The organism is Aeromonas sp. 9A (assembly GCF_963900955.1).
GTDB lineage: Bacteria > Pseudomonadota > Gammaproteobacteria > Enterobacterales > Aeromonadaceae > Aeromonas > Aeromonas salmonicida.
On the sequence record NZ_CAWRFG010000001.1, the window covers coordinates 963,194 to 984,878 of the forward strand.

The window sequence follows — 21,685 nt, forward strand, 5'->3', positions numbered from 1 at the left end:
AAAAAACCCGGCCTGGGCCGGGTTTTGACTCAGCCTCGTTCGCGGATGGTCTTGATGATATCGCTGGTGGAGCAGCCATCTTCGAAGTTGAGCACGCGCACTTCACCGCCGTTGGCGGTCACTTCATCGTAACCGGCGATATCCTTCGGCTTGTAGTCACCGCCCTTGACCAGCAGGTCGGGCAGCACTTCGGCGATCAGCCGTTGGGGCGTATCCTCAGCGAAGGGCACCACCCAGTCCACGGCACCCAACGCGGCCAGCACGGCCATGCGACGGTCGGTCGAATTGACCGGACGACCGGGTCCTTTCAGGCGACGGACGGAGTCATCGGTATTGACCGCCACTATCAGGCGATCCCCTAATTTGCCGGCATTGGCGAGGTAAGAGACGTGACCGGCATGCAGTATGTCGAAGCAACCGTTGGTCATCACCACCTTCTCGCCACGCAGGCGGGCAGCCTGCACGGCAATCTTGAGCTGGGCCTCGGACATGACGCCGAAACCGGTCTCCTGCTCGGTGTAAAGAGCATTGGCAAGCTCCACCGGGCTGACGGTGGAAGTACCCAGCTTGCCGACCACGATACCGGCGGCGGTGTTGGCCAAGGCACACGCCTCGTCCAGGCTCATGCCGGCGGCCAGCGAGGTGGCCAGGGTGGAGATGACGGTATCACCGGCACCGGTCACGTCGTAGACCTCGTGGGCCTGGGCCGGCAGGTGCAGCTCTGGCTGACCTTCGCGGATCAGGGTCATGCCGTTTTCGGAACGGGTAACCAGCAGGGCCTCCAGCTCGAAACGCTTGACCAGCGCCAGCCCCTTGGCAACCAGATCCTCTTCACCCTTCACCTTGCCCACCACGGCCTCGAACTCGGACATGTTGGGGGTCAGCAGGGTGGCGCCGCGATATTTCTCAAACTCGGTCCCCTTGGGGTCGACCAGTACGGGAATGCCGGCGGCGCGGGCACGCTGGATCATGCCGGGTACGTCGTTGAGAGCACCCTTGCCATAATCGGAGAGGATCATCACGTCGCTGCTGGGCAACGCCTGCTCCACCTTGTTCATCAGCAGAGTGGAGTCGACATCGTGGAAAGCCTCTTCGAAGTCGAGGCGCAGCAGTTGCTGGTTGCGGGAGAGCACACGCAGCTTGGTGATGGTCGGATAGTCGGCCAGACGAACGAAATCACAGGCGACCTTGACGCCAGCCATCTGACCAGCAAGGGCATCGGCCGCTTCATCCTGACCGGTCAGGCCAAGCAGAACGGCATGGGCGCCCAGAGCGGCGGAGTTGAGAGCCACGTTGGCAGCGCCACCCGGGCGCTCCTCAATATGCTCAACCTTGACCACGGGCACTGGTGCCTCGGGCGATATCCGGCCGGTGGGGCCATGCCAATAGCGGTCCAACATGACATCGCCAACGACCAGAACGCGGGCTTTTCCAAACTCGGGCAGGGTGATTTTCATCTGTATCGACTCTCAAAACCTGAAAAATCAGCCGCCGATTTTATCACACTCTTTTGCGGGGTGTGAAAAAAGCACGCGGCCCTGCTTCGCTACCGCGAGCCGACACAGTGAGCAGACACAATGAGCAGACATGGACCAGCCATGTCAGCTCTGACCAGGCGAGAGGCGATTCGCACCCGACCCCGCTTTTCGGCTAGAATCCCCCGATTGCCAGTAAAACTATCCAATCAGGATATCCACGAGCCTTTATCGCCTCCCCTTTTTGGCTGGACTCTCCAGATCATGGCGATTGCGAACAAGAGATTTTTCATGGCCCACGAACACGCCCCTCGCCTCGAACCCCATCTGTTCCATCCCCGTTATTGGGGGAGCTGGATCGGCCTCAGCCTGCTTTGGCTGCTGGTATTGTTGCCCTGGCGCAGCCAGATGTGGTTGGGCCGTCAACTGGGCACCCTGGCCCGCGTATTGTTGAAATCCCGCGTCAAAATTGCCCGTCGCAACCTTGAACTGGCCATGCCGGAATTGACCAAGGATGAGCGGGAGAAGCTGCTCAGGCAGAATTTCGAGAGCGTGGGCTGCGCCATCTTCGAAGTGGGTATGGCCTGGTTCTGGCCCGACTGGCGCATGCGCAACCTGATGAAGGTAGAAGGGGAAGAGCACGTCATCGCCGCCATGGAAAAGGGTCAGGGCATGCTGCTGCTCTCCTGCCATTTTCTGACGCTGGAGCTCAACGCCCGCTGCTTCGGCCTGGTCAGGCCGGGGGTTGGCGTCTACCGCCCCAACACCAATCCTGTCCTGGAATATGCCCAGTACCACGGTCGCTGCGCCTCCAACAAATATCTGGTGGACCGCATGGACGTGAAGGGAATGATCAAGGCGCTGCGCAACGGCGATGCTCTCTGGTATGCCCCGGATCACGACTACGGCTCCCACGCCAGCGTGTTCGTCCCCTACTTCGCCGTTGAGCAGGCGGCCACCATCACGGGGACCGCCACCCTGGCCCGGGTGAAAAACACAGTTACCCTGCCCTGCTACAACATTCGCACCAAAGAGGGCTATGTCTTGCACATAGACGCCCCTCTGGCGGACTACCCCAGCGGCGATGACGTGGTCGATGCCACCCGTGCCAACAAAGAGATAGAGGCCGCAGTACGCAAGGCCCCCGAGCAGTACATGTGGCTACATCGCCGCTTCAAGACCAGACCGAGCCCGGATGACACTGGCTACTACTGAGTCAGAAAAGGATGAAAAGACCGCCGAAAGGCGGTTTTTTATGGCCTGCCGCCCGCAAAGGGTTTTCATTCGTAGCTGAATATTTTATTAATAACCCTGCCGAGCGGCGGGCGGGCCCCGCCAGGAACAATAAAGCGAACGAAGGGAAGCGAACATGAAAGCCACTCTTTTACTGGGCGCCCTGTGCGTATTGACCGGTTGCAGTCACCAGACCCAGAGCGTGCACCTCAGCTCACTCCCCCTGAGCAACATCAAGGATGTGAATGCCCAGTGGACCCCCCTGACCAGAGTGGAGTCACGCTATCCCAAGGAGGCCATTCTGGCCGAAAAGATGGGATGCACCTCACTCGAGTATGTGATTAATGAAGCGGGTCAGGCCGAGCAGATCCGCGTACTGGCTCGCAGTGACGAACAGTTCAGCGAGGTCGCCATAGAGACGCTGCAACAGTGGCAGTGGCAGGCGACTACCGCCAATCCGGACCATACCCCCATCAAGTCCCAGACCCGATTCGAGTTCTGTATCGAGCACAACGGCCAGCCCTGTGACACTAGCGGGCTGGCGCAACTCTGCCAGGGGGAAGACATGGTTCGCAGCACAGGACTGGTCTACACCCAAGTCTGAAGCCTTCATCTGTGATGAGAGTGTCGACCATGAAAAAGGTGAGCCCGGGCTCACCTTTTTCGTCACTACCCGTCACGCCCGCCGGGCACAAGCATCATGCAGTTGCGTGCAACCAGGCGGCGATGGCCAGTTGGAGCCGAACATACTCAGCCCGATGGAAGAGAGCAGACAGTGCCATCTGCCATTCAGGTTCGACCACGTCTTGCGCCAGCAAGGCCAGATGGGCGGACTGCGTGATCAAGGCATCCAGCCAGGTCGGTGCCACCAGCATGCCGGCCGCCTCGATGACAAGCGCAATACCTTGGCGGATTTCTTGCAGCGCCAGGCGTCGCTGCTCGGGGCCCGCCTGTTCCAGCCAATACTGCTCATGATGTTGCCAATGCTGCAGGCCCGAGGTGATGCGCATAGCGGCATCGACCCCATTGACCACAGGCAAGGATTGCAACGCCAGCGGCTTGCCGAGCCCTGCCAACCGATAGCCGCGCTGCGCCTTGGATTGCGCGCCCAGCCTGACACCACCCAGCCCGGCCAGCCGTTCTGCCAGCGCGAACAGGGCGCTGGCATCGCCGGATTTAAGCTCAAGTTCCAGTTCGTTGATGGCCGTTTTTCCCAGCGAGCCGACGATCTCGCCCTGATCCCAGGCCAGCTCGATCTCGGCTCCCTCGAAGGCAATCAGCCAGTGACGACGCAGGAAATCGGTACGGAACTGGGCAACCAGCTTGCCCTGGATCTCGTCGCGGACAGCCAGACTCGGGAAGATATCGTCCGGAAAGGCAGATAGCATCGGAACATCCCCATGCACAGGGGCATTGTATTCAGGCCTGGCGTGCAATCCCCCCACCACCTGACCCCGGCATTTAATCGTCTGCTCGGCAAAATCGTCACTGCGACGAATACGTAATCCCATTTCGAGCCGACGTAAATCCAGGGTCGGCGTATCAAAATAGACATTGCCAAGCTCCACCTGGGCATTGGATGTAATTTCAATAGAATTCAGCAGGTTGGATAATGATTGTTGAATGTCTTGTGAGACAAAAAACTTTATCTCGATCTCAGTTTGCATAGTCATTCCGGGCTGGCAGGCAACTTGGGGGGGCATGATACTGAACGCGAGGATATAATGCCTGCGATACATCAGGATTAATTCACGGTTTTATTGATGGCGCAGTTCGGTTACCATGCGCGCCTCATAACATCGTATCGAGTGTTTTTTCACCGACACAGGTTTGACCATGCCAGTAAATACTATTTTGGGGCTTTTTGCCAAGTCCCCCATCAAGCCCTTACAGAAGCATATCGTCAAGGTTCACGTGTGCTGCGAGCAGCTCATCCCCTTCTTTGATGCCGTGGCCGAAGACCGTTGGGAAGATGCCGAGAAGATTCGGGAACATATCGCCCAGCTGGAAAAAGAGGCGGACATCCTCAAACGTGAAATTCGTCTGAAACTGCCTCGTGGTCTCTTCCTGCCGGTCGCCCGTACCGACCTGCTGGAGCTGCTGACTCAGCAAGACAAGATTGCCAACCGTGCCAAGGATATCTCCGGTCGCATGCTTGGCCGTAAAATGGAATTCCCTGCCGAGATGCGCGCCGATTTCATGGCTTATCTCAAACGTTGTATCGATGCGACCGCCCAAGCCGAAAAAGCCATCGGAGAACTCGATGAGCTGCTCGAAACCGGCTTCAAAGGACGAGAAGTAGAAATGGTTGCCGAGATGATCCACCAGCTGGATCTTATCGAGGACGATACTGACACCATGCAGATCGGGCTGCGCCAACAGCTGCAAGCCGTTGAGCAGAAGTACAATCCGATCGACGTTATGTTCCTCTACAAGATCCTCGAATGGGTAGGTGACCTGGCAGACCAGGCCGAGCGCGTTGGCGCCCGTCTGGAACTGATGCTGGCTCGTTCGTAATCGACTGACTGGGTAAACACTATTAATGGACATTATCGCGAATTACGGCACTACTCTGGTGCTCGTGGCGGCCTTGTTCGGCTTTTTGATGGCCTGGGGTATAGGCGCGAATGACGTGGCCAACGCCATGGGCACATCGGTCGGCACCAAGTCCCTGACCATACGTCAGGCAATCATCATCGCCATGATCTTCGAGTTTGCCGGTGCGTATCTGGCGGGCGGTGAAGTGACCGCCACCATCCGCAATGGCATCATAGATACCAATGCCTTTGCCGATACACCGGATCTGCTGGTGCTCGGCATGATCGCCTCTCTGCTGGCGGCGGGCTCCTGGTTGATCCTGGCCTCCTACTTTGGCTGGCCTGTCTCGACCACCCACTCCATCATTGGCGCCATCGTCGGTTTTGCGATGGTGAGCATTGGTCCGGAAGCGGTGCAATGGAGCAAGTTCGGCGGCATCGTCGGCTCCTGGATCATCACTCCGGCCATCTCCGGCATCATCGCCTACTTCATGTTCATCAGCGTGCAGAAGCTCATCTTCAACACAGATGATCCTCTGGCCAACGCCAAGCGTTACGTGCCCTTCTACATGTTCCTGACAGCGCTGGTGATCTGTCTGGTCACCATCAAGAAGGGGCTGACCCACGTCGGTCTGCACCTCACCGACGGCGAAGGGATCATGCTATCCGTCGCCATCTCCATCGCCGTGGCGTTTGCCGGCTGGCTCTACATTCGCGGCCAGAAGTACAACCCGCAAGATGACAGCAAGATGCACTTCGCCAACGTGGAGAAGGTATTTGGCATCCTGATGGTGATCACTGCCTGTGCCATGGCCTTTGCTCACGGCTCCAACGACGTGGCCAACGCCATAGGTCCGCTCTCTGCTGTCGCCTCTATAGTGGCGTCAGGTGGCGAGATCGCCGGTCAGTCCTCCATCGCCTGGTGGATCCTGCCCCTTGGCGGCATAGGTATCGTCATTGGTCTGGCGACCATGGGGGGCAAGGTAATGGCAACGGTCGGTACCGGTATTACTCACCTGACCCCGAGCCGTGGTTTCGCCGCCCAGCTGGCAACTGCCGCGACCGTGGTGATTGCCTCCGGTACCGGTCTGCCCATCTCCACCACCCAGACTCTGGTCGGTGCCGTCATGGGTGTCGGTCTGGCCCGTGGCATCGCCGCCCTGAACCTGGGTGTGCTGCGCAACATAGTGGTCTCCTGGATCATTACCCTGCCCGCCGGTGCCATCCTGGCCATCGCCATTTTCTACGTCTTGCAAGCTTGCTTCTCTTGACGCAAGCCGCAGCAAAAAGCCCGGGTCACTGACCCGGGCTTTTTTATATCTGGCGGCAAAAGAGGCTACTCCTCGTCGATAAAAGTCCACTCGTCGCGCACCCGACTGATGGCATCGAGCCGGCGCTTGGCGAGCTGCTCGCGAATGGCCTCCCCCTTGAAACCGGCTGCCACAATCTCCTTCACGGGCACGGCCTGGGCCGCGCCGAGCGCCTGTGCCGCATAGTCGGGCTCGGCATAGACCCGCTCCTCGAAGCCAGTACGGCCGTGGAAGTCGGCGCGGCAGGCGTCCAGCAGCTGGGCGAAACGCTCGGGTCTGCGCCAGGCATCCGCCTTGTCGAACACCTTGAGCAGGGTCGCGGGCTTGAGTTCGAAGGCGATGTGGATATGGGTGTGCAGATCGCTCACCAGCAACGCCAGATCGCGGCAGTCGTTCGGCACCCGAAAGCGCTCGCAAAAGTCGCGGATCAGCGGCAGTCCCTTCTGGCCATGCCCATGATGACTCGGCCAGAAGGCGGGCGGCGTCAGCCCCTTGCCAAAGTCATGACACAGGGCGGCGAAGCGCACCGCCAGCTCGGGGGAGAGACGACACGCCTGCGCCAGCACCATAAGCGTATGGATACCAGTGTCGATCTCCGGATGCCACTTGGCCGGTGCCGGCACACCGAACAGGGCGTCCAGCTCGGGGAACAGCGCCTTGAGGGCGCCACATTCACGCAGCACCTCGAAGAAGACCTGAGGAGTCTGCCCCAGCAGCACCTTCTCCAGCTCCTTCCAGACCCGCTCCGGGGTCAGGTGAGCCAGCTCGCCAGCGTCGGTCATCTCGCGCATTAGCGCCAGCGTCTCGGGGGCCACCACGAAGCCCTGGGCGTGGAAGCGGGCGGCGAAGCGGGCAAGCCGCAGGATGCGCAGCGGATCCTCGGCAAAGGCCGGGGAGACGTGACGCAGCATACGCTGTTCCAGATCCTGGATACCGCCGTAGGGGTCGTGCAGCTGGCCCTCTTCATCCTCGGCGATGGCATTGATGGTGAGATCCCGGCGCAGCAGATCCTGCTCCAGCGTCACCTCGGGGGATGCGTGGCAGACAAACCCGGTGTAACCGCGGCCCTGCTTTCGTTCGGTGCGGGCCAGCGCGTACTCCTGCTGGGTCTTGGGATGGAGAAACACGGGGAAATCCCGGCCAACCTGAGTGAACCCCAGCGCCAGCATCTGCTCCACGGTTGCCCCCACCACCAGGTGGTCTCTATCCCCTTGCGGCAATCCCAGCAGGCGATCCCGCACCGCGCCCCCAACCAGATAAGTCTGCAATCTGCGTCTCCCTTGATAAACCTGCCCCGATTATACCGGTTTAGCCAGCAGAGACTATGCCTGCTCCCCGCCTCGCCGGCGATAACCCAGCCGTGCTGCAAACTACAGCTTTCGCCAGCAGATGCACTGACCTCCCGGCTCACACCATGGCGGCACTTTCGATCCCTTGGCCCCGATCAAAAATGCCGAAGTGGAGCAAGGCCGGCGCCAGCCCCCCTTATGGCATCCGGGTCTTTGACATCCCAGTGGGGAGGCTTTAACCTGCCGCCCATAACAATGGAATGGATCCTTATGTACACACAGTTCTTCGGTCTGTCGGAGCCCCCGTTCTCCATCTCGCCCAACCCCAAATATCTCTATATGAGTGAACGTCACGGGGAAGCCTTGGCCCATCTCAACTACGGGTTGCAGGATGGCGGCGGCTTCGTGCTGCTGACCGGGGAAGTGGGAACAGGTAAAACCACCGTCTCCCGCTGCCTGTTGCAGCAGTTGCCGGCCGAGACCGAGATCGCCTATATCCTCAATCCATCCCTGACCGAGCGCGACCTGCTGGCGGCCATCTGCGACGAGTTCCAGCTGCCATACGACAAGGACGCCGGCCTCAAGCTGCTGTTCGATCTCATTCGCGATCACCTGCTGGCCAACCTGGCGGCAGGCAAGCGCAGCGTTGTGCTGGTGGATGAAGCCCAGCATCTGCTGCCCGGTGTGCTGGAGCAGCTGCGCCTGCTCACCAACCTGGAAACCGACGAGAAGAAGTTGCTGCAAGTGGTGCTCATCGGCCAGCCCGAGCTGCAACAGATGCTGCGCCAGCCCCTGCTACGCCAACTGGCACAGCGCATCACGGCCCGTTACCATCTGCTGCCCCTTTCGCATCAGGACGTGGATGCCTATGTGCGCTTCCGGCTGCAGGTCGCAGGCTGTGTTCAGCCCATCTTTACCCCCAAGGCGACTCAGACCCTGCACCGCCTCTCCGGCGGCATTCCCCGCCTCATCAACCTTATCTGCGATCGCGCCCTGATCGCCGCCTTCGCCCGTGGCAGCCACAAGATAGTTCACGGCGACATCAGCCTGGCGGCCTATGAGGTGAGCGGCATTCGCGACGAGGGCACCTGGCAGTCCGGCCTCATGGTCGCTCTGGCGGGGGCCTTGCTGGTCGCCACCGGCTGGTGGGGCTGGCAGTTCTTCGGCTTCTTCCCCGAGCGCCCCGTGGTCAAGGTAGAGGTGCCGGTCAAGGTGGACGACACCCCGGAGCAGCAGGAACAGCTGACACGCGCCATCAATCAGGCGCTGGAACCGGACAGTGCCATGCAGAATCTTTACAAGGTGTGGGGTTACCAGACCGAACTGGAAGAGGCGACCTGTGACAACGCACCGCGCGCCGGCTTGCGCTGCCAAGAGGGCGACGCCTCGCTGGCGGATCTGCAGGCCCTGCAGCACCCGGCCCTCATCAGCCTGACCGACGAAACCGGCGGCATCTACTACGCGACGCTGGTGAGCCTGGGGCCGGACAAAGCCAACCTGCTCATCGGCAACCAGAGCTGGCAAGTGGACAGGCAGTGGCTGTCCGACTTCTGGGGCGGCAGCTACACCCTGCTGTGGCGCATGCCCAAGGGCGGCGTCGCCCTGATCGGCAACAATGCCGGCGCGACCCAGGTACAGTGGCTGGACAACGCTCTCAGCCGCGCCCTGCAACAGCCGGATCGCAAGGTGCGTCGCTTCGATGCCGAGCTCAAGAACAAGCTGCAGCAATTCCAGCGCGAGCAAGGGCTCAATCCGGACGGCATCGCCGGCAGCAATACCCTGCTGCGCCTCAACGTGATGGCCGGTGAACCCATGCCCAGACTGGAAGATGAGTCCAAGCGCACCGGCACACCGGCCAAACTGGATGCCATGGACGACGAGTCCATGGTCACACTGTCCGAGGAGGCTTCCTGATGTCTACCCTGCTCAAGGCGCTGCGCCGGGCCGATCAGCCCCAGTTCACCTCGCATATTCCGGCGATGGGGTTGCCCGTCACCCAGGAAGAGGAACAGAACCGGCGCTGGATCTGGTGGCTGCTGGCCCCGCTTGCGTTGCTGATGGGCGCTGGCGCCAACTATGGCTGGCACCTGCTCAACAACCGCCCCATCGAGAAGACAATCGAAGTGAAAGAGGTGGTCACTCCCCCCTTCGTGCGCATCGAGCCCAGGCCCATGATTACCCGCCCGCTGCCCCCGCCGCTGCCTGAACCCGTGGTCCGTCCCAGAGCGGTACCCGAGAACAAAACGCCGGCTGCCAACAGCAGCCAGGGGCTTGCAGAGCGCATCATGAATGCCCTCAACAACACGCCGCTGATGGAAGAGGCTGTCCCGCAGGCCCAACCCGAGGCGCAGGCCATGCCGATCAGCGCCCTGCCGCTGGAGCTGAAGCAACGGATCCCCGCCCTCTCCTACGGCTCCCACGTCTTCTCTTCCAATCCGGCCAAACGGGCCGTGATGCTGAACGGACGTGAGTTTCGCGAGGGGAGCGAGGTCGCCTCCGGGGTGACCCTGATCGCCATAGCACAGGACTACATCATATTGCAGGTGGCGGGTCAGAACGCCAGCCTCAAGGCTCTGCAGGACTGGCGCGGCTGAGCCAATCGTTATCCAAAAACCGGGGCAGCCCCGCTGACCTGATGTCAATTTCAAGAGGGAGCCCGAGAGCTCCCCTTTTTAATCAATAACATGAGCATAATGTGAACAACTCAGACAACGCGACTTTCGCCACCCGGATCCTCGACTGGTATCAGGTCCATGGCCGCAAGACACTACCCTGGCAGCAAGACAAAACCCCCTATCGGGTTTGGGTCTCCGAGATCATGCTGCAGCAGACCCAGGTCGCCACAGTGATCCCGTATTACCAACGCTTCATGGCCCGCTTCCCCGACGTGCAGGCCCTGGCTGACGCCCCCATCGACGAGGTGCTGCACCACTGGACCGGGCTCGGCTATTACGCCCGCGCCCGCAACCTGCACAAGGCGGCACAGCAGATCTGCGAACTGCACGGCGGCCTGTTTCCGGACCGGCTGGAAGAGGTGATGGCCCTGCCCGGCATTGGCCGCTCCACCGCGGGTGCCGTGCTCTCCCTGTCCCTTGGGCAGCCCCACGCCATTCTGGATGGCAACGTGAAGCGGGTACTCACCCGCTGGCTGGCGCTGCCGGGCTGGCCCGGCCAGAAACAGGTGGAGAACGATCTGTGGGAGCTCGCCATCCGCCTCACCCCCAAACTCGGCGTGGCCCACTACAACCAGGCCATGATGGACATGGGCGCCACTGTCTGCACCCGCAGCAAGCCCGCCTGTGACCGCTGTCCGGTGCAGACCGATTGCCAGGGGCTGTCGCAGGGCAAGCCCACCGCCTACCCCAACTCAAAGCCGAAGAAGAGCATTCCGGCCCGCACCGGCATCATGCTGCTTATTCGTCACGGCGACGAGCTGCTGCTGGAGAAGCGGCCGCCGCAGGGGATCTGGGGCGGGCTCTACTGCTTCCCGCAGGTGGAGTCACCAGCCGAAATCGACGGACTCTTGCAGCGGCTCGGGCTGAGCGGGCACGATTATCGGGAGCTGAGCGGATTTAGGCATACATTCAGCCACTTCCATCTCGATATTCAGCCTTTTCTGATTGAAATGGATGCGCCACCGGCCCCCCAGCTCATGGAAGCGGATAACCGACTCTGGTATAACTTACGCCATCCTGCAGAGGTGGGACTGGCAGCCGCCACGGCCCGCCTGCTTGCCTACCCGGACTTACAACCATAGAGGTCAACATGAGCCGTACTGTATTTTGCCAACGCCTGAAAAAAGAGGGCCCGGGCCTGGATTTCCAACTCTACCCCGGTGAACTCGGCAAGCGGATTTTTGACAACATCAGCAAGGAAGCCTGGACCGAATGGCAGAAGAAGCAGGTGATGCTGATCAACGAGAAGAAGCTGAACATGATGAACCTGGAGCATCGTCAGCTGCTGGAAAAAGAGATGGTGAGCTACCTGTTTGAAGCGGGCGAAGTGGCCATCGATGGTTATACCCCTCCCAGCCAATGAGTTGTACCTGTGAGCCAGCGACGGCTATGCATCTCTTAGCTCACAGCCAATGAATGACGGGCGGCTTCGCCGCCCTGTTTGAGGATCCTATGGGCCGAATTTTTTGGCTGCTTTGCACCCTGCTGTTTCTCTCTGCCTGCTCATCTTCCCCCAAGCCCAGCGGGAGCGAGGATGACACCCTGGTCAACGGCAAGGACATTCGCGGTTTCGAACACATGATCAGTGCGCTCTCCCATAACGTGAACGAGATATGGGGGCGTGAGGCGCTGTTTGCGGGCAAGTTTGACTATGTCAAATACACGGATCAATACAAGAGCCGTGCCCACATCGACTTCTCCAGCGGCCACATCATGGTGGAGACGGTCTCCGGACTCGACCCCCAGGCTCACCTGCGCCGCGCCATCATAGAGACACTGCTGACTCCGGACGATCCGGCTGAGGTGGATCTGTACTCCGACCGGGAAATCCTGCCCGGTGGCGAGCCCTTCCTCTATGGTCAGGTGCTGGACAACCAGGGGCAGCCAATCCGATTCGACTGGCGCGCCGAGCGTTACGCCGACTACCTGATCAGTACGGCGATGAAGAAACGCACTCTGGGGATCCGTACCATCTTCTTCGTCGATATTCCCATGGTGGCCAACCATGAAGACAAGCGGGGTTACAAGTACGCCAGCATTATTCGTCAAGCGTCCCGCAAGTACGGGGTGGCAGAGAGCCTGATCTATGCGGTGATCAAGACAGAGAGCAGTTTCAACCCCTATGCGGTCAGCCACGCCAATGCCTACGGCCTGATGCAGGTGATCCCGGCCACCGCAGGACGGGATGTCTATGTAAGGGTCAAGGGCAAGAATGGCCAGCCAACCCGGGATGATCTGTTCAATCCGGCCTACAACATAGACGTGGGAACCGCCTACCTGCATCTGTTGCAGACCGTCTATCTGGCGGATATCCAGGACCCGCTCTCCCGTCGCTATGCGGTCATCTCGGCTTACAACGGTGGTGCCGGCGGGGTGCTGAACACCTTCTCCAGCGATCGCAAAGCTGCGCCCGGCAAGATCAACCAGCTCTCGCCAGAAGTGGTCTACCAGATCCTGACAGAGCAGCATCCCAAGGCGGAAGCGCGCCGCTACCTCTACAAGGTCAATCAGGCCGAAAAAGGGTTCAAGCGCTCGCTGGCCCGCACCGGCTAGCGGCCAAAACAGAAGGGCGCCTCTTTGGAGGCGCCCTTTTTACATATGACCTGTGCTGCGGTTGTGCCTTACTTGGCGATAAACCCGCCCTTGCTCTGCGGTGTGGCGCCTACCTTCTCCAGGCTCTCCACTTCCACTTCGGTCTTGTTCCAGCTGTGGTCCACTTCACCACGGATACGGATCAGATCGTCCGGGCCCACTTCGGTGCCACGCCACACATCCTGATCCACTTCCACTTCCACTTCGCCACTGGCATCGCGGAACATATAGTTCTCGCCGCCCAGGTGTTTGACCAGGTTACCCTCCAGGGTCGCCCAGCTGTCATCGGCCAGATCCTTCAACTGGGCAACGGATACCTTGTTCTGCTCCTGCGGACCTGTGAAGGCCGCCATGGTGAAAGAAGAGATGGACATCAGGGTCAACAGACCGATTACGCTTGCCTTGTTCATTTCATGCTCCTGTGATTGGGTACGAGATGAGTGTGAGGCCTGGTGCGTGAAACAAACGTGAAGCCTCCCCATCTGGGTGAAGGACATGTGACCGTAATCGATTTAATCAACCCCACATGCTGCGAAATTTAATTCGGCTGGTTACGCTGTAAAATGGCAAAAAGGGTTCCCAGCCCAGCTTGCCCTATCGAGGAAAAGCCTGCAGGCACCACCTGCTTCACATCAATGAGAACAACAAGATGAAAAAATGGTTTGTGTGTTTATTGGGGCTGATCGCGCTGACAGTTCAGGCAGCCGACACTCGCCCCGCCTTCTCCCGGATCGTGATGTTCGGCGACAGCCTCTCCGATACTGGCAAAATGTACAGCAAGATGCGCGGTTACCTCCCCTCCAGCCCGCCCTACTATGAGGGCCGCTTCTCCAACGGACCCGTCTGGCTGGAGCAGCTGACCAAACAGTTCCCGGGGCTGACCATAGCCAACGAAGCGGAAGGCGGTGCAACTGCCGTGGCTTACAACAAGATCTCCTGGAATCCCAAGTATCAGGTCATCAACAACCTGGACTACGAGGTCACCCAGTTCTTGCAGAAAGACAGCTTCAAGCCGGACGATCTGGTGATCCTCTGGGTCGGTGCCAACGACTATCTGGCCTATGGCTGGAATACGGAGCAGGATGCCAAGCGGGTTCGCGATGCCATCAGCGATGCGGCCAACCGCATGGTACTGAACGGTGCCAAGCAGATACTGCTGTTCAACCTGCCGGATCTGGGCCAGAACCCGTCAGCCCGCAGTCAGAAGGTGGTCGAGGCGGTCAGCCATGTCTCCGCCTATCACAACCAGCTGCTGCTGAACCTGGCACGCCAGCTGGCCCCCACCGGCATGGTAAAGCTGTTCGAGATCGACAAGCAATTTGCCGAGATGCTGCGTGATCCGCAGAATTTCGGCCTGAGCGACGTCGAGAACCCCTGCTACGACGGCGGCTATATGTGGAAGCCGTTTGCCACCCGCAGCGCCAGCACCGACCGCCAGCTCTCCGCCTTCAGTCCGCAGGAACGCCTCGCCATCGCCGGCAACCCGCTGCTGGCACAGGCCGTTGCCAGTCCTATGGCCCGCCGCAGCACCAGCCCCCTCAACTGTGAGGGCAAGATGTTCTGGGATCAGGTCCACCCGACCACTGTCGTGCACGCAGCCCTGAGCGAGCGCGCCGCCACCTTCATCGAGAACCAGTACGAGTTCCTCGCCCACTGATGACAAGGGGCCGACACATGGTCGGCCCCTTCTTTTTGCTCCTTCGCTCCCCTATTGGCTCAACGGTAACGTTTCACGATACCGTCATAGATGCCGTTCTGCCTGATGGTGGCCAGCGCCTCCTGCAGCCGCTTGATGACCTCCGGCGCCGTCTCCAGGCTCGCCGCCACATAGAGTTCTCCTCCGGTAAAGTCCTCAATGTCGTGCACTATCTTGAGGGTGCTGGGATCGTAGCCCGCCTGACGCACATAGTAATTTGCCGACTCCTGCGACACGGGCCAGAGGTCTATCCGCCCCATCAACAGCTTCAACATATTGGCCTCGTTATTGTTGTTGCGCTGCAGGTTGGAAAAATTGCGCCCCATCAGATACTGCTCCAGCGCATCATTGCGCACAGTGCCGATGGACCAGGTTCGCGCCTGCGACAACTCGCTGAATGGCTTTATGTCGTCACGCTTGGCCAGGGCAAACACATAAAAGTTGATCTTAGCGATCACCCCTATCCACTGAAATTGCGCCTCACGCTCGGGGAAGCGACTGATGCTGTAAATAAGCACATTGGGCCGACTGCGAGCCAGTGAAATGGCTCTCGCCCAGGGGTAGATATCCAGATTGTACTCAAACCCCGCCTCCTCCAGCATGGCCTCCACCACTTCTGTGCCCAGCCCCTTGATCTCGGCCTCCTCCAGATAGTTGTAAGGCGCATAATCCTCGGTCACCACATGCAAGGTTTCGACGGCCCAACCAGGGGCCAACCACAGCGACCAGCACAGCCATATCCATTTGCCGTTCATCTCCACCTCGGTGTGATCCTGCCTCGCTTAACTATTGCTGCCCCGCTCCAGAGATCAAATCACGCCAACCGGCTGTGGGAATAATAATCACAATATGTTTTATATCAGTTGCTTGAGAACCTGAGGAAAGGGACTACTGTTAATCTGTTGTGGCTGTGCTACAAGCCCCGACCCATAGAGGAGAGGCGACACAAGATCCCCCCTCACCCAACATGCAATTGCAGAGGCTCAACATGAATAAATCACTGATTACCTTACTGGTTTCAGGCTTGCTTGCGGCCAACGCCCACGCAGCCGGACAAGACAACACCTGGTATGGCGGCGCCAAATTGGGTTGGTCCAATTTCTACGGTGTCGATGAAAACAACACCACCACCCTGCTCGATGAAGACAACGATGAAGTGGGCGCCGGTGCTTTCGCCGGTTATCAGATAAACCAGAATCTGGGGATCGAGCTGGGTTACGACTACTTGGGCAACTACAAGTACAGCGGTACCCGTAGCGGCGCGGCCTTCAATGATAAAGTAGAGGCTCAACTGGCTCAGCTTACCCTCAAACTCGGCTTCCCGGTGGCAGAGAATCTGGACCTATACGGTCGCCTTGGCGGCGGATACGGTTGGGCCAGCAGTGACAAGCTGGATAACGACGGGCGATTCAACTTCGTCGGGGCACTCGGCGCAGAATACGCCTTTAATCTGGATTGGGCCGCCCGCCTCGAATACCAATACAGCTCGCCATACGGCGACCGCGAAGATACGGGTTTGCGCATGGACAATGGTCTGCTGGCCGTCGCCGTGGTTTATCGCTTCGGCCAAGTCGCCCCTGTGGTAGCAGCCCCGGCGCCTACACCGGCCCCGGAGCCCGTCATGGTCGAGAAGCAATTCACCCTGAGCTCGGACGTACTGTTTGACTTCAACAAGGCGACCCTCAAACCGGAAGGCGGGCAGGCGCTGGATACCCTCTACGGTGAGATTGAGGCAGCCCGGCCCACGGATGGCGTCGCTACCGTGATCGGCTATACCGACCGCATCGGCTCGGATGCCTATAACCAGCGGCTCTCGGAGCAACGTGCCCAGACGGTCGCCGACTATCTGGTCGGCAAAGGCCTGCCAGCGGGCAAGGTCAACGTGGAGGGGCGTGGCAAAGGGTCCCCTGTCACCGGCGACAGCTGCACCAGCAAATCCAAGCATGAGCTGATCGTCTGCCTGGCTCCGGATCGCCGGGTCGAGGTCAAGGTGGAGGGAGTATCGGAAGTTCAGCAATAGTCTCATGACGCCACTCTGGTGGCGCCACGATAAAAAACGGGAGGCCTCGGCCTCCCGTTTTCATTCACGTCAGACTCAGGCGCCTTTGCGCACCTCTGCCGCAATCTGGTCAAGCAGCTGTTGCCAGCCTTGCCCCAGCTCGCTGACCAGGGAACCATAGCCGTCGGCTGGCAGCACTCGCACCTGCTGGAAGGGAACATCACGCAAGACTGAGCCCTCTTCCGTCAACAAGCGCCAGCGGCCGCTCAGCACGGCACGTCCATCGTGGCGCCCCTGGAAACGTTCGACCGAGATGCTCAGGACAGGCCCCTTGCGGGCACCGTCCTGGCGCACCACCCAGCCGGGCAGACGGTTGGACAAGCCACTCAGGGTCAGCTGATTGAGCTGGGCATCGAGGAAGCCTGCCCAGCGATGATACTCGGCGAAGTGCAGCTCATTGCCTTCCAGCTGATAGACCAGACTGACCCTGTCCAGCTGGCCCGACAGCGCAACCGGACGCAACACCAGCTGATGCTGGGGTTGCGCCGTCACCGCAGCCGCCGGCTGTGCCTCGGCATCGAGAGAGTAGTAGTGCAGCGCCGTCGGGGCCGAACTGCAACCCGCCAGCAGGCCCAGCAAGGCCAGCAAGGCCAGCAAGGCCAGCGTCAGTATCTGTTTTTTCATCATTGACCTCGCTTGGGCTCAGGATCACGGGGACGGGCGCGATCAAAGATCAACGAACTCGGTTGTTCGTTGAGTGAATGCACCAGAGGCTGCAACTCACGCATCAGCTGATTGAGCGACTGTACCGACTGGCGCAGATCCTGATTGGTCTGGGAGTTGGCATCGTACTCTTGCAACGTGCTCTGCAGCTGCTTCAGGCTGTCGTTCAGGGACGCCGGCAACTGCTGGGTCGAGCGCTGACCGGTAAACTTGTTCAGATTGGAACTCACGGCCCTGATGCTCTTGAGGGTCTGATCCAGCGTGGCCAGGGTGCTGTTGACCTGCGCCAGCGTCTTGGCCGTGTCCATGTCGACGAACTTGTCGAGGATCTGGTTCACCTTGCGCTCGATCTGATCCAACCCGGCCTGAACGGTCGGGAACACCTGATAGCCGGCCAGCTTGACGGCCTGATACTTGGGTGCATCCGGATAGAAGTTCAGATCCACCACCTTGCCCCCGGTCAGCAGGCTGGAGGTCTTGAGCGTCGCCCGCAACCCTTCCTTGAACTGCTTGCCGAACAGGGCACGCCACTGCTCCTTCTCAGCATTGGCATAGCGGTGAGAGAGCCGCTGCACCTCGATGCGCGCCAGTACCGGTATCTGTCGGCTTTGGAACATCTGTACCCCTTTCTCGTCAATGAGGTAGGGGGCCGAGATGACGGTGCCGACCCGGATGCCGCGATATTCCACCGCAGCCCCCGGATGCAGGCCACCGACACTGTCTTCAAACAGAAACACGTAATCGATGAACTGATCCAGACTACCGGCAAGCACACTAGCTTCATCCTGGAAGAGTGTGAAACCATCCATCTGCTTGACCGGCTCACCGGGGGCCCAGCCGGGCGGCAACCCCATTGTGATGCCACCGTCGAGCAGACTCTCCAGAGAATCCATCTTCACCTTCATCCCCTCGCTGCTCATGGAAACCTCGAAACCTGGGGTCATCCAGAAGCGGGTGTTGGCGCTCACCAGCACGTCATAGGGGGTGTTGATGAAGATCTGGTACTGCATCTCGCTCTTCTCGGGCAGGAATTTCGCCTCTTCCACCTGGCCTATGGTAAAGCCCTGATAGTTGATGGGCGACCCCACCCCGAGCGCACGGGTATCCCGGCTGCTCAGGGAGAGCCGCAGCCCCTTGGCATCCTGGGAGGCCAGTGGCGGCTTGTCCAGCATGGCGTATTCGTCAAGAGGCTTGCCCTTTCTGCCAGGCGCCAGCTCGATATAGGCACCGGAGAGCAGAGTGCTAAGACCGGAGACCCCTTCCCGCCCAACCCTGGGCTTGACCACCCAGAATTGACTGTCTTTCTTGAGCATGCCGGCAGCAGCGTTGGTCAGGCGAGCCTTCAGCACCGCATGGCTGTAATCCTCACTGAGCTCCACTGCCTCGATACGACCCACTTCCACCTCGCGGGAGCGGATCACCGTCTTGCCCGCCACTATCCCTTCGGCGGTAGCCACTGTCAGGGTGAAGCTGGGACCTTGCGAATACCAATGCTGGAACAGCATCCAGACCCCGATGAACAGCGCCAGCAGCGGCACCATCCAGATTGCGGCGGCCGAGCTCAAAAAATCAGAGCCGGGTTTCCACCTTTTCTTACGCTCACTCACGTTCGCGCTCTCCTTGTTGTAAATCCCAGATCAGGCGGGAGTCGAAACTCATGGCGGCCACCATGGTGATCAACACCACACCCGCAAATGCAACGGCTGCAGGGCCCGGATAGACGGTCATCAGGTTGTCGAGCCGGATCAGGCCCGCCAATATGGCCACCACGAAGACGTCGATCATCGACCAGCGTCCCACAAATTCAGTCATGCGATAGAGCTTGAGCTTGCCAAGGGGCGAGGCCCCGTGGCCGCGCTGTACCATATAGCAAAGCCACAGCAGCGCCAGGATTTTCACCAGCGGCACCACAACGCTGGCGATGAAGATCACTGCAGCTATGGGGTAAGACCCCATGGCCCACAACAAAACCACGCCGCCCATGATAGTGGAAGGGCTGTCATCCCCGAGGAAGACGGTATCCATGATGGGATAGAGGTTGGCTGGCACGTAGAGGATCACCGAGGTGAAGAGCAGGGCCCAGGTCCGGTTGATGCCACCCGGCTTGCGGCAGTGCAGGTGCTCACCGCAACGCTTGCAGCTGTGCTCCCCCACCTCGCCAAGAGCGCCGCAGATGTGGCACCCCACCAGCCCGGATGCCATGGCGCTGGCCTCGGCATCAGCATCCAGCTCGCGGGGTTCGGTCGGCCCGAACAGCCGCTGCCACAGCCACATGCGATCCAGCGACGAGATCGTCTTGATGAGCAGTACCGTGTATCCGACGAAGGCCCAGAACGACAGCCCCATCTTGATGTCAGCCATCCCCATCAGTTTTACCAGCGAAATGAGCACCCCGATGAGGAACACATCCACCATCAGCCAGGGTTTTATCCGGCAAAGCAAACGGCCTAGCGCACGCAGGGAATTGCTGTGCAGATCCTTGTCGACCCGCCACAGCACCAGCATGATGGAGCCCACATAGACCAGCGGCAGGCCGATAAGAGTCAAACTCAGCACAGCCCCAAGAAACAGGTAGCCCTGATCCACCAGAGTGGTGATGCACTGCAGAAACGTCATCTCCTGCCCTATCCCTTTGGCCGAGAAGGACATAAAGGTGAAGGCGTTGGAGAGTACAAACATGATGATGGCCGCAAAGCCATAGGAGATGGGCCTGCGTTCCTGCTCCGGCAGATGGACGCTCAGGACATGGCCACAGCGCGGACAGCTGCTCTTCTCCCCCACGGCCAGCACTGTGGCCGGTACCAGCAGGTCACACTCTTCACATGCGGTCGCGTCGTGGGTATAGGTGGGTTTGTGTAGGTTTGAAACCGGATGCAAGATGAAACCCCAAGATGAGGCCCGCCACGGGCCAGAGGCGCCAATTATTACAGCCGCGGCCCCCGCCGACCAGTACTGTCGTTACACCATACGGGATGGGCGTGAGAATGACTTTGACAAGCCAGTAGCCATTTAGCACAATCAAACGCCACTTTTTTCCGCGGGACAATAATTTATGACAACTGAATCCCCAAGCTACTCCACGATTGAGCAAGCCTTCTCCCTCGGGAACGGGCAAGATTCTGCCCTCAACTGGTTGCGTAAAAATCGCAGTCAGGTCGCCATCTTCCTGGTGAGCGGCATCAAGCTGGAAGGAACCATCAGCGGCTTCGACCAGTACAGCGTACTGTTGACCGATGCCCATGGTAACCAGCAGCTGGTCTACAAGGCCAAGATCTCCACCATCGCCATGCATTCCGGCCGTCCCCAGGTCAGCATACAGCGCGCCCGCAAGCCACGCGTCTCCATGGCGCCGCGCCCCCACGGAGCCCCGAGTCGTTACGACGACAATCAGGGCGGCAGCAGCGAGCAGTAACTGGCTTGCCTGAATCACTCCGAGACCATTGCTGCGTCAAAGGATGACCGAGTCCATTCTCATTGATTATGTCTGTCCCGTATGAGAATGGACTCTATGCTTGGCCCTCGTGTCTCTCCCTCACCGCTTTCTCTTCAGTACTGCAAGTCGACCGGCTTGCCATCCCTGACCATGCAGGTCTGCATCCCGGCAGCCTGACCGGCCTGCACACCAATTCCCGTATCCTCGAATACCAGACAGGTCGTCGGGTCGAGTGCTAAACGACTCGCTACCAGCAGGAAAGTATCTGGATGGGGCTTGTGCAACTCCACATCGTCAGCGGTCACCACCACGGAGAAGTAGCGATCCAGTCCGGTATTGCGCAGCACAGCCTCGGCATTTATACGCGGCGACCCTGTGCCTATCCCCATGGGGATCTGGCCGTGATAACGCTCAACCAGTTCCAGCATGGCCGGAAAGACGGCCACCTTGTGCAGATTGGCCACATAGTGCTCTGTCTTGCAACGGGTCACGACCACGGGATCCAGGGCGATCTGCTGCTGCTCGGCAACCAGCAGGGCAATTTTTCGACTCGGCATGCCGCCCAGCTCATAGAACCAGTCAGCATCGAAGCGAAAGCCAAACTCACGGGAAGTGTGTTCCCAGGCGGCAAGATGCAGCGGCATTGAGTCCACCAAGGTGCCATCGAGGTCAAATACCAGGCCTTGAAATCCGGATAGGGTCATGGTGCAGGATCTGTGTCTG

Annotated in this window: 21 protein-coding genes; 12 read left to right on the forward strand and 9 right to left on the reverse strand. The window is 59.7% G+C overall.

Going from position 1 to position 21,685, the window contains the following annotated elements:
• Window positions 1-29: 29 nt before the first annotated feature.
• Window positions 30-1,457, reverse strand: coding sequence for a bifunctional D-glycero-beta-D-manno-heptose-7-phosphate kinase/D-glycero-beta-D-manno-heptose 1-phosphate adenylyltransferase HldE (gene hldE, locus AACX78_RS04760; RefSeq protein ID WP_058394529.1), 1,428 nt, complete (start codon window positions 1,455-1,457; stop codon window positions 30-32).
• Between the two features lie 309 nt (window positions 1,458-1,766).
• Between hldE and lpxL the strand changes: the two genes are divergently transcribed.
• The gene (gene lpxL / locus AACX78_RS04765; protein WP_159165535.1) at window positions 1,767-2,690 is read left to right on the forward strand and encodes an LpxL/LpxP family Kdo(2)-lipid IV(A) lauroyl/palmitoleoyl acyltransferase; all 924 of its coding nucleotides are present in this window, start codon (window positions 1,767-1,769) and stop codon (window positions 2,688-2,690) included.
• Window positions 2,691-2,844: 154 nt separating this feature from the next.
• Entirely contained in the window at window positions 2,845-3,312 is a 468-nt protein-coding gene (locus tag AACX78_RS04770) for an energy transducer TonB (RefSeq protein WP_159165536.1), read from the forward strand.
• A 94-nt stretch (window positions 3,313-3,406) separates the two neighbouring features.
• On the opposite strand, the gene AACX78_RS04775 is transcribed toward AACX78_RS04770, so the two are convergent.
• Window positions 3,407-4,375 carry a CYTH domain-containing protein gene (locus tag AACX78_RS04775; RefSeq protein ID WP_159165537.1) on the reverse strand — a complete coding sequence of 323 codons (969 nt, stop codon included), beginning with the start codon at window positions 4,373-4,375 and terminating at the stop codon, window positions 3,407-3,409.
• Window positions 4,376-4,544: 169 nt separating this feature from the next.
• On the opposite strand from AACX78_RS04775, the gene AACX78_RS04780 reads away from it, so the two are divergent.
• Window positions 4,545-5,225, forward strand: coding sequence for a TIGR00153 family protein (locus AACX78_RS04780; protein ID WP_021140558.1), 681 nt, complete (start codon window positions 4,545-4,547; stop codon window positions 5,223-5,225).
• 25 nt (window positions 5,226-5,250) lie between these two features.
• Complete coding sequence (locus AACX78_RS04785) at window positions 5,251-6,516, forward strand: inorganic phosphate transporter (RefSeq protein ID WP_021140559.1); 1,266 nt, start codon at window positions 5,251-5,253, stop codon at window positions 6,514-6,516.
• A gap of 65 nt (window positions 6,517-6,581) precedes the next feature.
• On the opposite strand, the gene AACX78_RS04790 is transcribed toward AACX78_RS04785, so the two are convergent.
• On the reverse strand, window positions 6,582-7,823 hold the full coding sequence (locus AACX78_RS04790; protein ID WP_159165538.1) for a multifunctional CCA addition/repair protein: 1,242 nt from the start codon (window positions 7,821-7,823) through the stop codon (window positions 6,582-6,584).
• A gap of 291 nt (window positions 7,824-8,114) precedes the next feature.
• Between AACX78_RS04790 and AACX78_RS04795 the strand changes: the two genes are divergently transcribed.
• The 5 genes from AACX78_RS04795 (at window position 8,115) to mltC (ending at window position 13,072) form a co-directional block, all read left to right on the forward strand.
• Window positions 8,115-9,758: an ExeA family protein gene (locus AACX78_RS04795; protein WP_201302781.1), complete on the forward strand. Its 1,644-nt coding sequence runs from the start codon at window positions 8,115-8,117 to the stop codon at window positions 9,756-9,758.
• Complete coding sequence (gene exeB, locus AACX78_RS04800; protein ID WP_021140562.1) at window positions 9,758-10,438, forward strand: GspB family T2SS assembly factor variant ExeB; 681 nt, start codon at window positions 9,758-9,760, stop codon at window positions 10,436-10,438. Before AACX78_RS04795 ends, exeB begins: the two co-directional genes overlap by 1 nt.
• Window positions 10,439-10,539: 101 nt before the next feature.
• Window positions 10,540-11,601 carry an A/G-specific adenine glycosylase gene (mutY, locus tag AACX78_RS04805; RefSeq protein WP_159165539.1) on the forward strand — a complete coding sequence of 354 codons (1,062 nt, stop codon included), beginning with the start codon at window positions 10,540-10,542 and terminating at the stop codon, window positions 11,599-11,601.
• A gap of 8 nt (window positions 11,602-11,609) precedes the next feature.
• The gene (locus AACX78_RS04810; protein WP_005313967.1) at window positions 11,610-11,882 is read left to right on the forward strand and encodes an oxidative damage protection protein; all 273 of its coding nucleotides are present in this window, start codon (window positions 11,610-11,612) and stop codon (window positions 11,880-11,882) included.
• Window positions 11,883-11,971: 89 nt separating this feature from the next.
• Window positions 11,972-13,072 carry a membrane-bound lytic murein transglycosylase MltC gene (gene mltC, locus AACX78_RS04815; protein WP_159165540.1) on the forward strand — a complete coding sequence of 367 codons (1,101 nt, stop codon included), beginning with the start codon at window positions 11,972-11,974 and terminating at the stop codon, window positions 13,070-13,072.
• A gap of 68 nt (window positions 13,073-13,140) precedes the next feature.
• Here mltC and AACX78_RS04820 read toward each other — a convergent pair whose 3' ends face one another.
• The gene (locus tag AACX78_RS04820) at window positions 13,141-13,521 is read right to left on the reverse strand and encodes a YgiW/YdeI family stress tolerance OB fold protein (RefSeq protein ID WP_005313975.1); all 381 of its coding nucleotides are present in this window, start codon (window positions 13,519-13,521) and stop codon (window positions 13,141-13,143) included.
• A 239-nt stretch (window positions 13,522-13,760) separates the two neighbouring features.
• Between AACX78_RS04820 and AACX78_RS04825 the strand changes: the two genes are divergently transcribed.
• Entirely contained in the window at window positions 13,761-14,768 is a 1,008-nt protein-coding gene (locus tag AACX78_RS04825) for an SGNH/GDSL hydrolase family protein (protein ID WP_159165541.1), read from the forward strand.
• A 59-nt stretch (window positions 14,769-14,827) separates the two neighbouring features.
• Here the strand turns inward: AACX78_RS04825 and AACX78_RS04830 are convergent, their stop codons facing one another.
• Entirely contained in the window at window positions 14,828-15,562 is a 735-nt protein-coding gene (locus AACX78_RS04830; RefSeq protein ID WP_201302782.1) for a substrate-binding periplasmic protein, read from the reverse strand.
• Window positions 15,563-15,795: 233 nt separating this feature from the next.
• Between AACX78_RS04830 and ompA the strand changes: the two genes are divergently transcribed.
• Window positions 15,796-16,827 (forward strand): porin OmpA, encoded by a 1,032-nt coding sequence (gene ompA, locus AACX78_RS04835; protein ID WP_159165542.1) that lies wholly within the window; start codon window positions 15,796-15,798, stop codon window positions 16,825-16,827.
• A gap of 75 nt (window positions 16,828-16,902) precedes the next feature.
• Here ompA and AACX78_RS04840 read toward each other — a convergent pair whose 3' ends face one another.
• From AACX78_RS04840 to AACX78_RS04850, 3 genes are read right to left on the reverse strand one after another with little or no spacing between them, the layout of a single operon-like run.
• The gene (locus AACX78_RS04840) at window positions 16,903-17,490 is read right to left on the reverse strand and encodes a PqiC family protein (protein ID WP_159165543.1); all 588 of its coding nucleotides are present in this window, start codon (window positions 17,488-17,490) and stop codon (window positions 16,903-16,905) included.
• A complete protein-coding gene (gene pqiB, locus AACX78_RS04845) occupies window positions 17,490-19,136 on the reverse strand; it encodes an intermembrane transport protein PqiB (protein ID WP_159165544.1) in 1,647 nt (548 codons plus the stop codon). The genes AACX78_RS04840 and pqiB overlap by 1 nt, the downstream gene beginning before the upstream one ends.
• Window positions 19,129-20,406 (reverse strand): paraquat-inducible protein A, encoded by a 1,278-nt coding sequence (locus AACX78_RS04850; protein WP_159165545.1) that lies wholly within the window; start codon window positions 20,404-20,406, stop codon window positions 19,129-19,131. The genes pqiB and AACX78_RS04850 overlap by 8 nt, the downstream gene beginning before the upstream one ends.
• Before the next feature lie 175 nt (window positions 20,407-20,581).
• On the opposite strand from AACX78_RS04850, the gene hfq reads away from it, so the two are divergent.
• Entirely contained in the window at window positions 20,582-20,941 is a 360-nt protein-coding gene (hfq, locus tag AACX78_RS04855; RefSeq protein ID WP_005313994.1) for an RNA chaperone Hfq, read from the forward strand.
• A gap of 134 nt (window positions 20,942-21,075) precedes the next feature.
• Here the strand turns inward: hfq and AACX78_RS04860 are convergent, their stop codons facing one another.
• Complete coding sequence (locus tag AACX78_RS04860; protein ID WP_201302783.1) at window positions 21,076-21,666, reverse strand: HAD family hydrolase; 591 nt, start codon at window positions 21,664-21,666, stop codon at window positions 21,076-21,078.
• Window positions 21,667-21,685 lie beyond the last annotated feature (19 nt).

Coding starts and splice junctions, on each gene's coding strand:
- AACX78_RS04785 (WP_021140559.1), top strand. CDS start 5,251: ATGGACATTATCGCGAATTACGGCACTACTCTGGTGCTCGTGGCGGCC.
- AACX78_RS04820 (WP_005313975.1), bottom strand. CDS start 13,521: ATGAACAAGGCAAGCGTAATCGGTCTGTTGACCCTGATGTCCATCTCT.
- AACX78_RS04830 (WP_201302782.1), bottom strand. CDS start 15,562: ATGAACGGCAAATGGATATGGCTGTGCTGGTCGCTGTGGTTGGCCCCT.
- AACX78_RS04795 (WP_201302781.1), top strand. CDS start 8,115: ATGTACACACAGTTCTTCGGTCTGTCGGAGCCCCCGTTCTCCATCTCG.
- AACX78_RS04780 (WP_021140558.1), top strand. CDS start 4,545: ATGCCAGTAAATACTATTTTGGGGCTTTTTGCCAAGTCCCCCATCAAG.
- AACX78_RS04810 (WP_005313967.1), top strand. CDS start 11,610: ATGAGCCGTACTGTATTTTGCCAACGCCTGAAAAAAGAGGGCCCGGGC.
- AACX78_RS04840 (WP_159165543.1), bottom strand. CDS start 17,490: ATGAAAAAACAGATACTGACGCTGGCCTTGCTGGCCTTGCTGGCCTTG.
- AACX78_RS04825 (WP_159165541.1), top strand. CDS start 13,761: ATGAAAAAATGGTTTGTGTGTTTATTGGGGCTGATCGCGCTGACAGTT.
- hfq (WP_005313994.1), top strand. CDS start 20,582: ATGACAACTGAATCCCCAAGCTACTCCACGATTGAGCAAGCCTTCTCC.
- AACX78_RS04770 (WP_159165536.1), top strand. CDS start 2,845: ATGAAAGCCACTCTTTTACTGGGCGCCCTGTGCGTATTGACCGGTTGC.
- ompA (WP_159165542.1), top strand. CDS start 15,796: ATGAATAAATCACTGATTACCTTACTGGTTTCAGGCTTGCTTGCGGCC.
- mltC (WP_159165540.1), top strand. CDS start 11,972: ATGGGCCGAATTTTTTGGCTGCTTTGCACCCTGCTGTTTCTCTCTGCC.
- exeB (WP_021140562.1), top strand. CDS start 9,758: ATGTCTACCCTGCTCAAGGCGCTGCGCCGGGCCGATCAGCCCCAGTTC.
- AACX78_RS04860 (WP_201302783.1), bottom strand. CDS start 21,666: ATGACCCTATCCGGATTTCAAGGCCTGGTATTTGACCTCGATGGCACC.
- hldE (WP_058394529.1), bottom strand. CDS start 1,457: ATGAAAATCACCCTGCCCGAGTTTGGAAAAGCCCGCGTTCTGGTCGTT.
- AACX78_RS04775 (WP_159165537.1), bottom strand. CDS start 4,375: ATGCAAACTGAGATCGAGATAAAGTTTTTTGTCTCACAAGACATTCAA.
- lpxL (WP_159165535.1), top strand. CDS start 1,767: ATGGCCCACGAACACGCCCCTCGCCTCGAACCCCATCTGTTCCATCCC.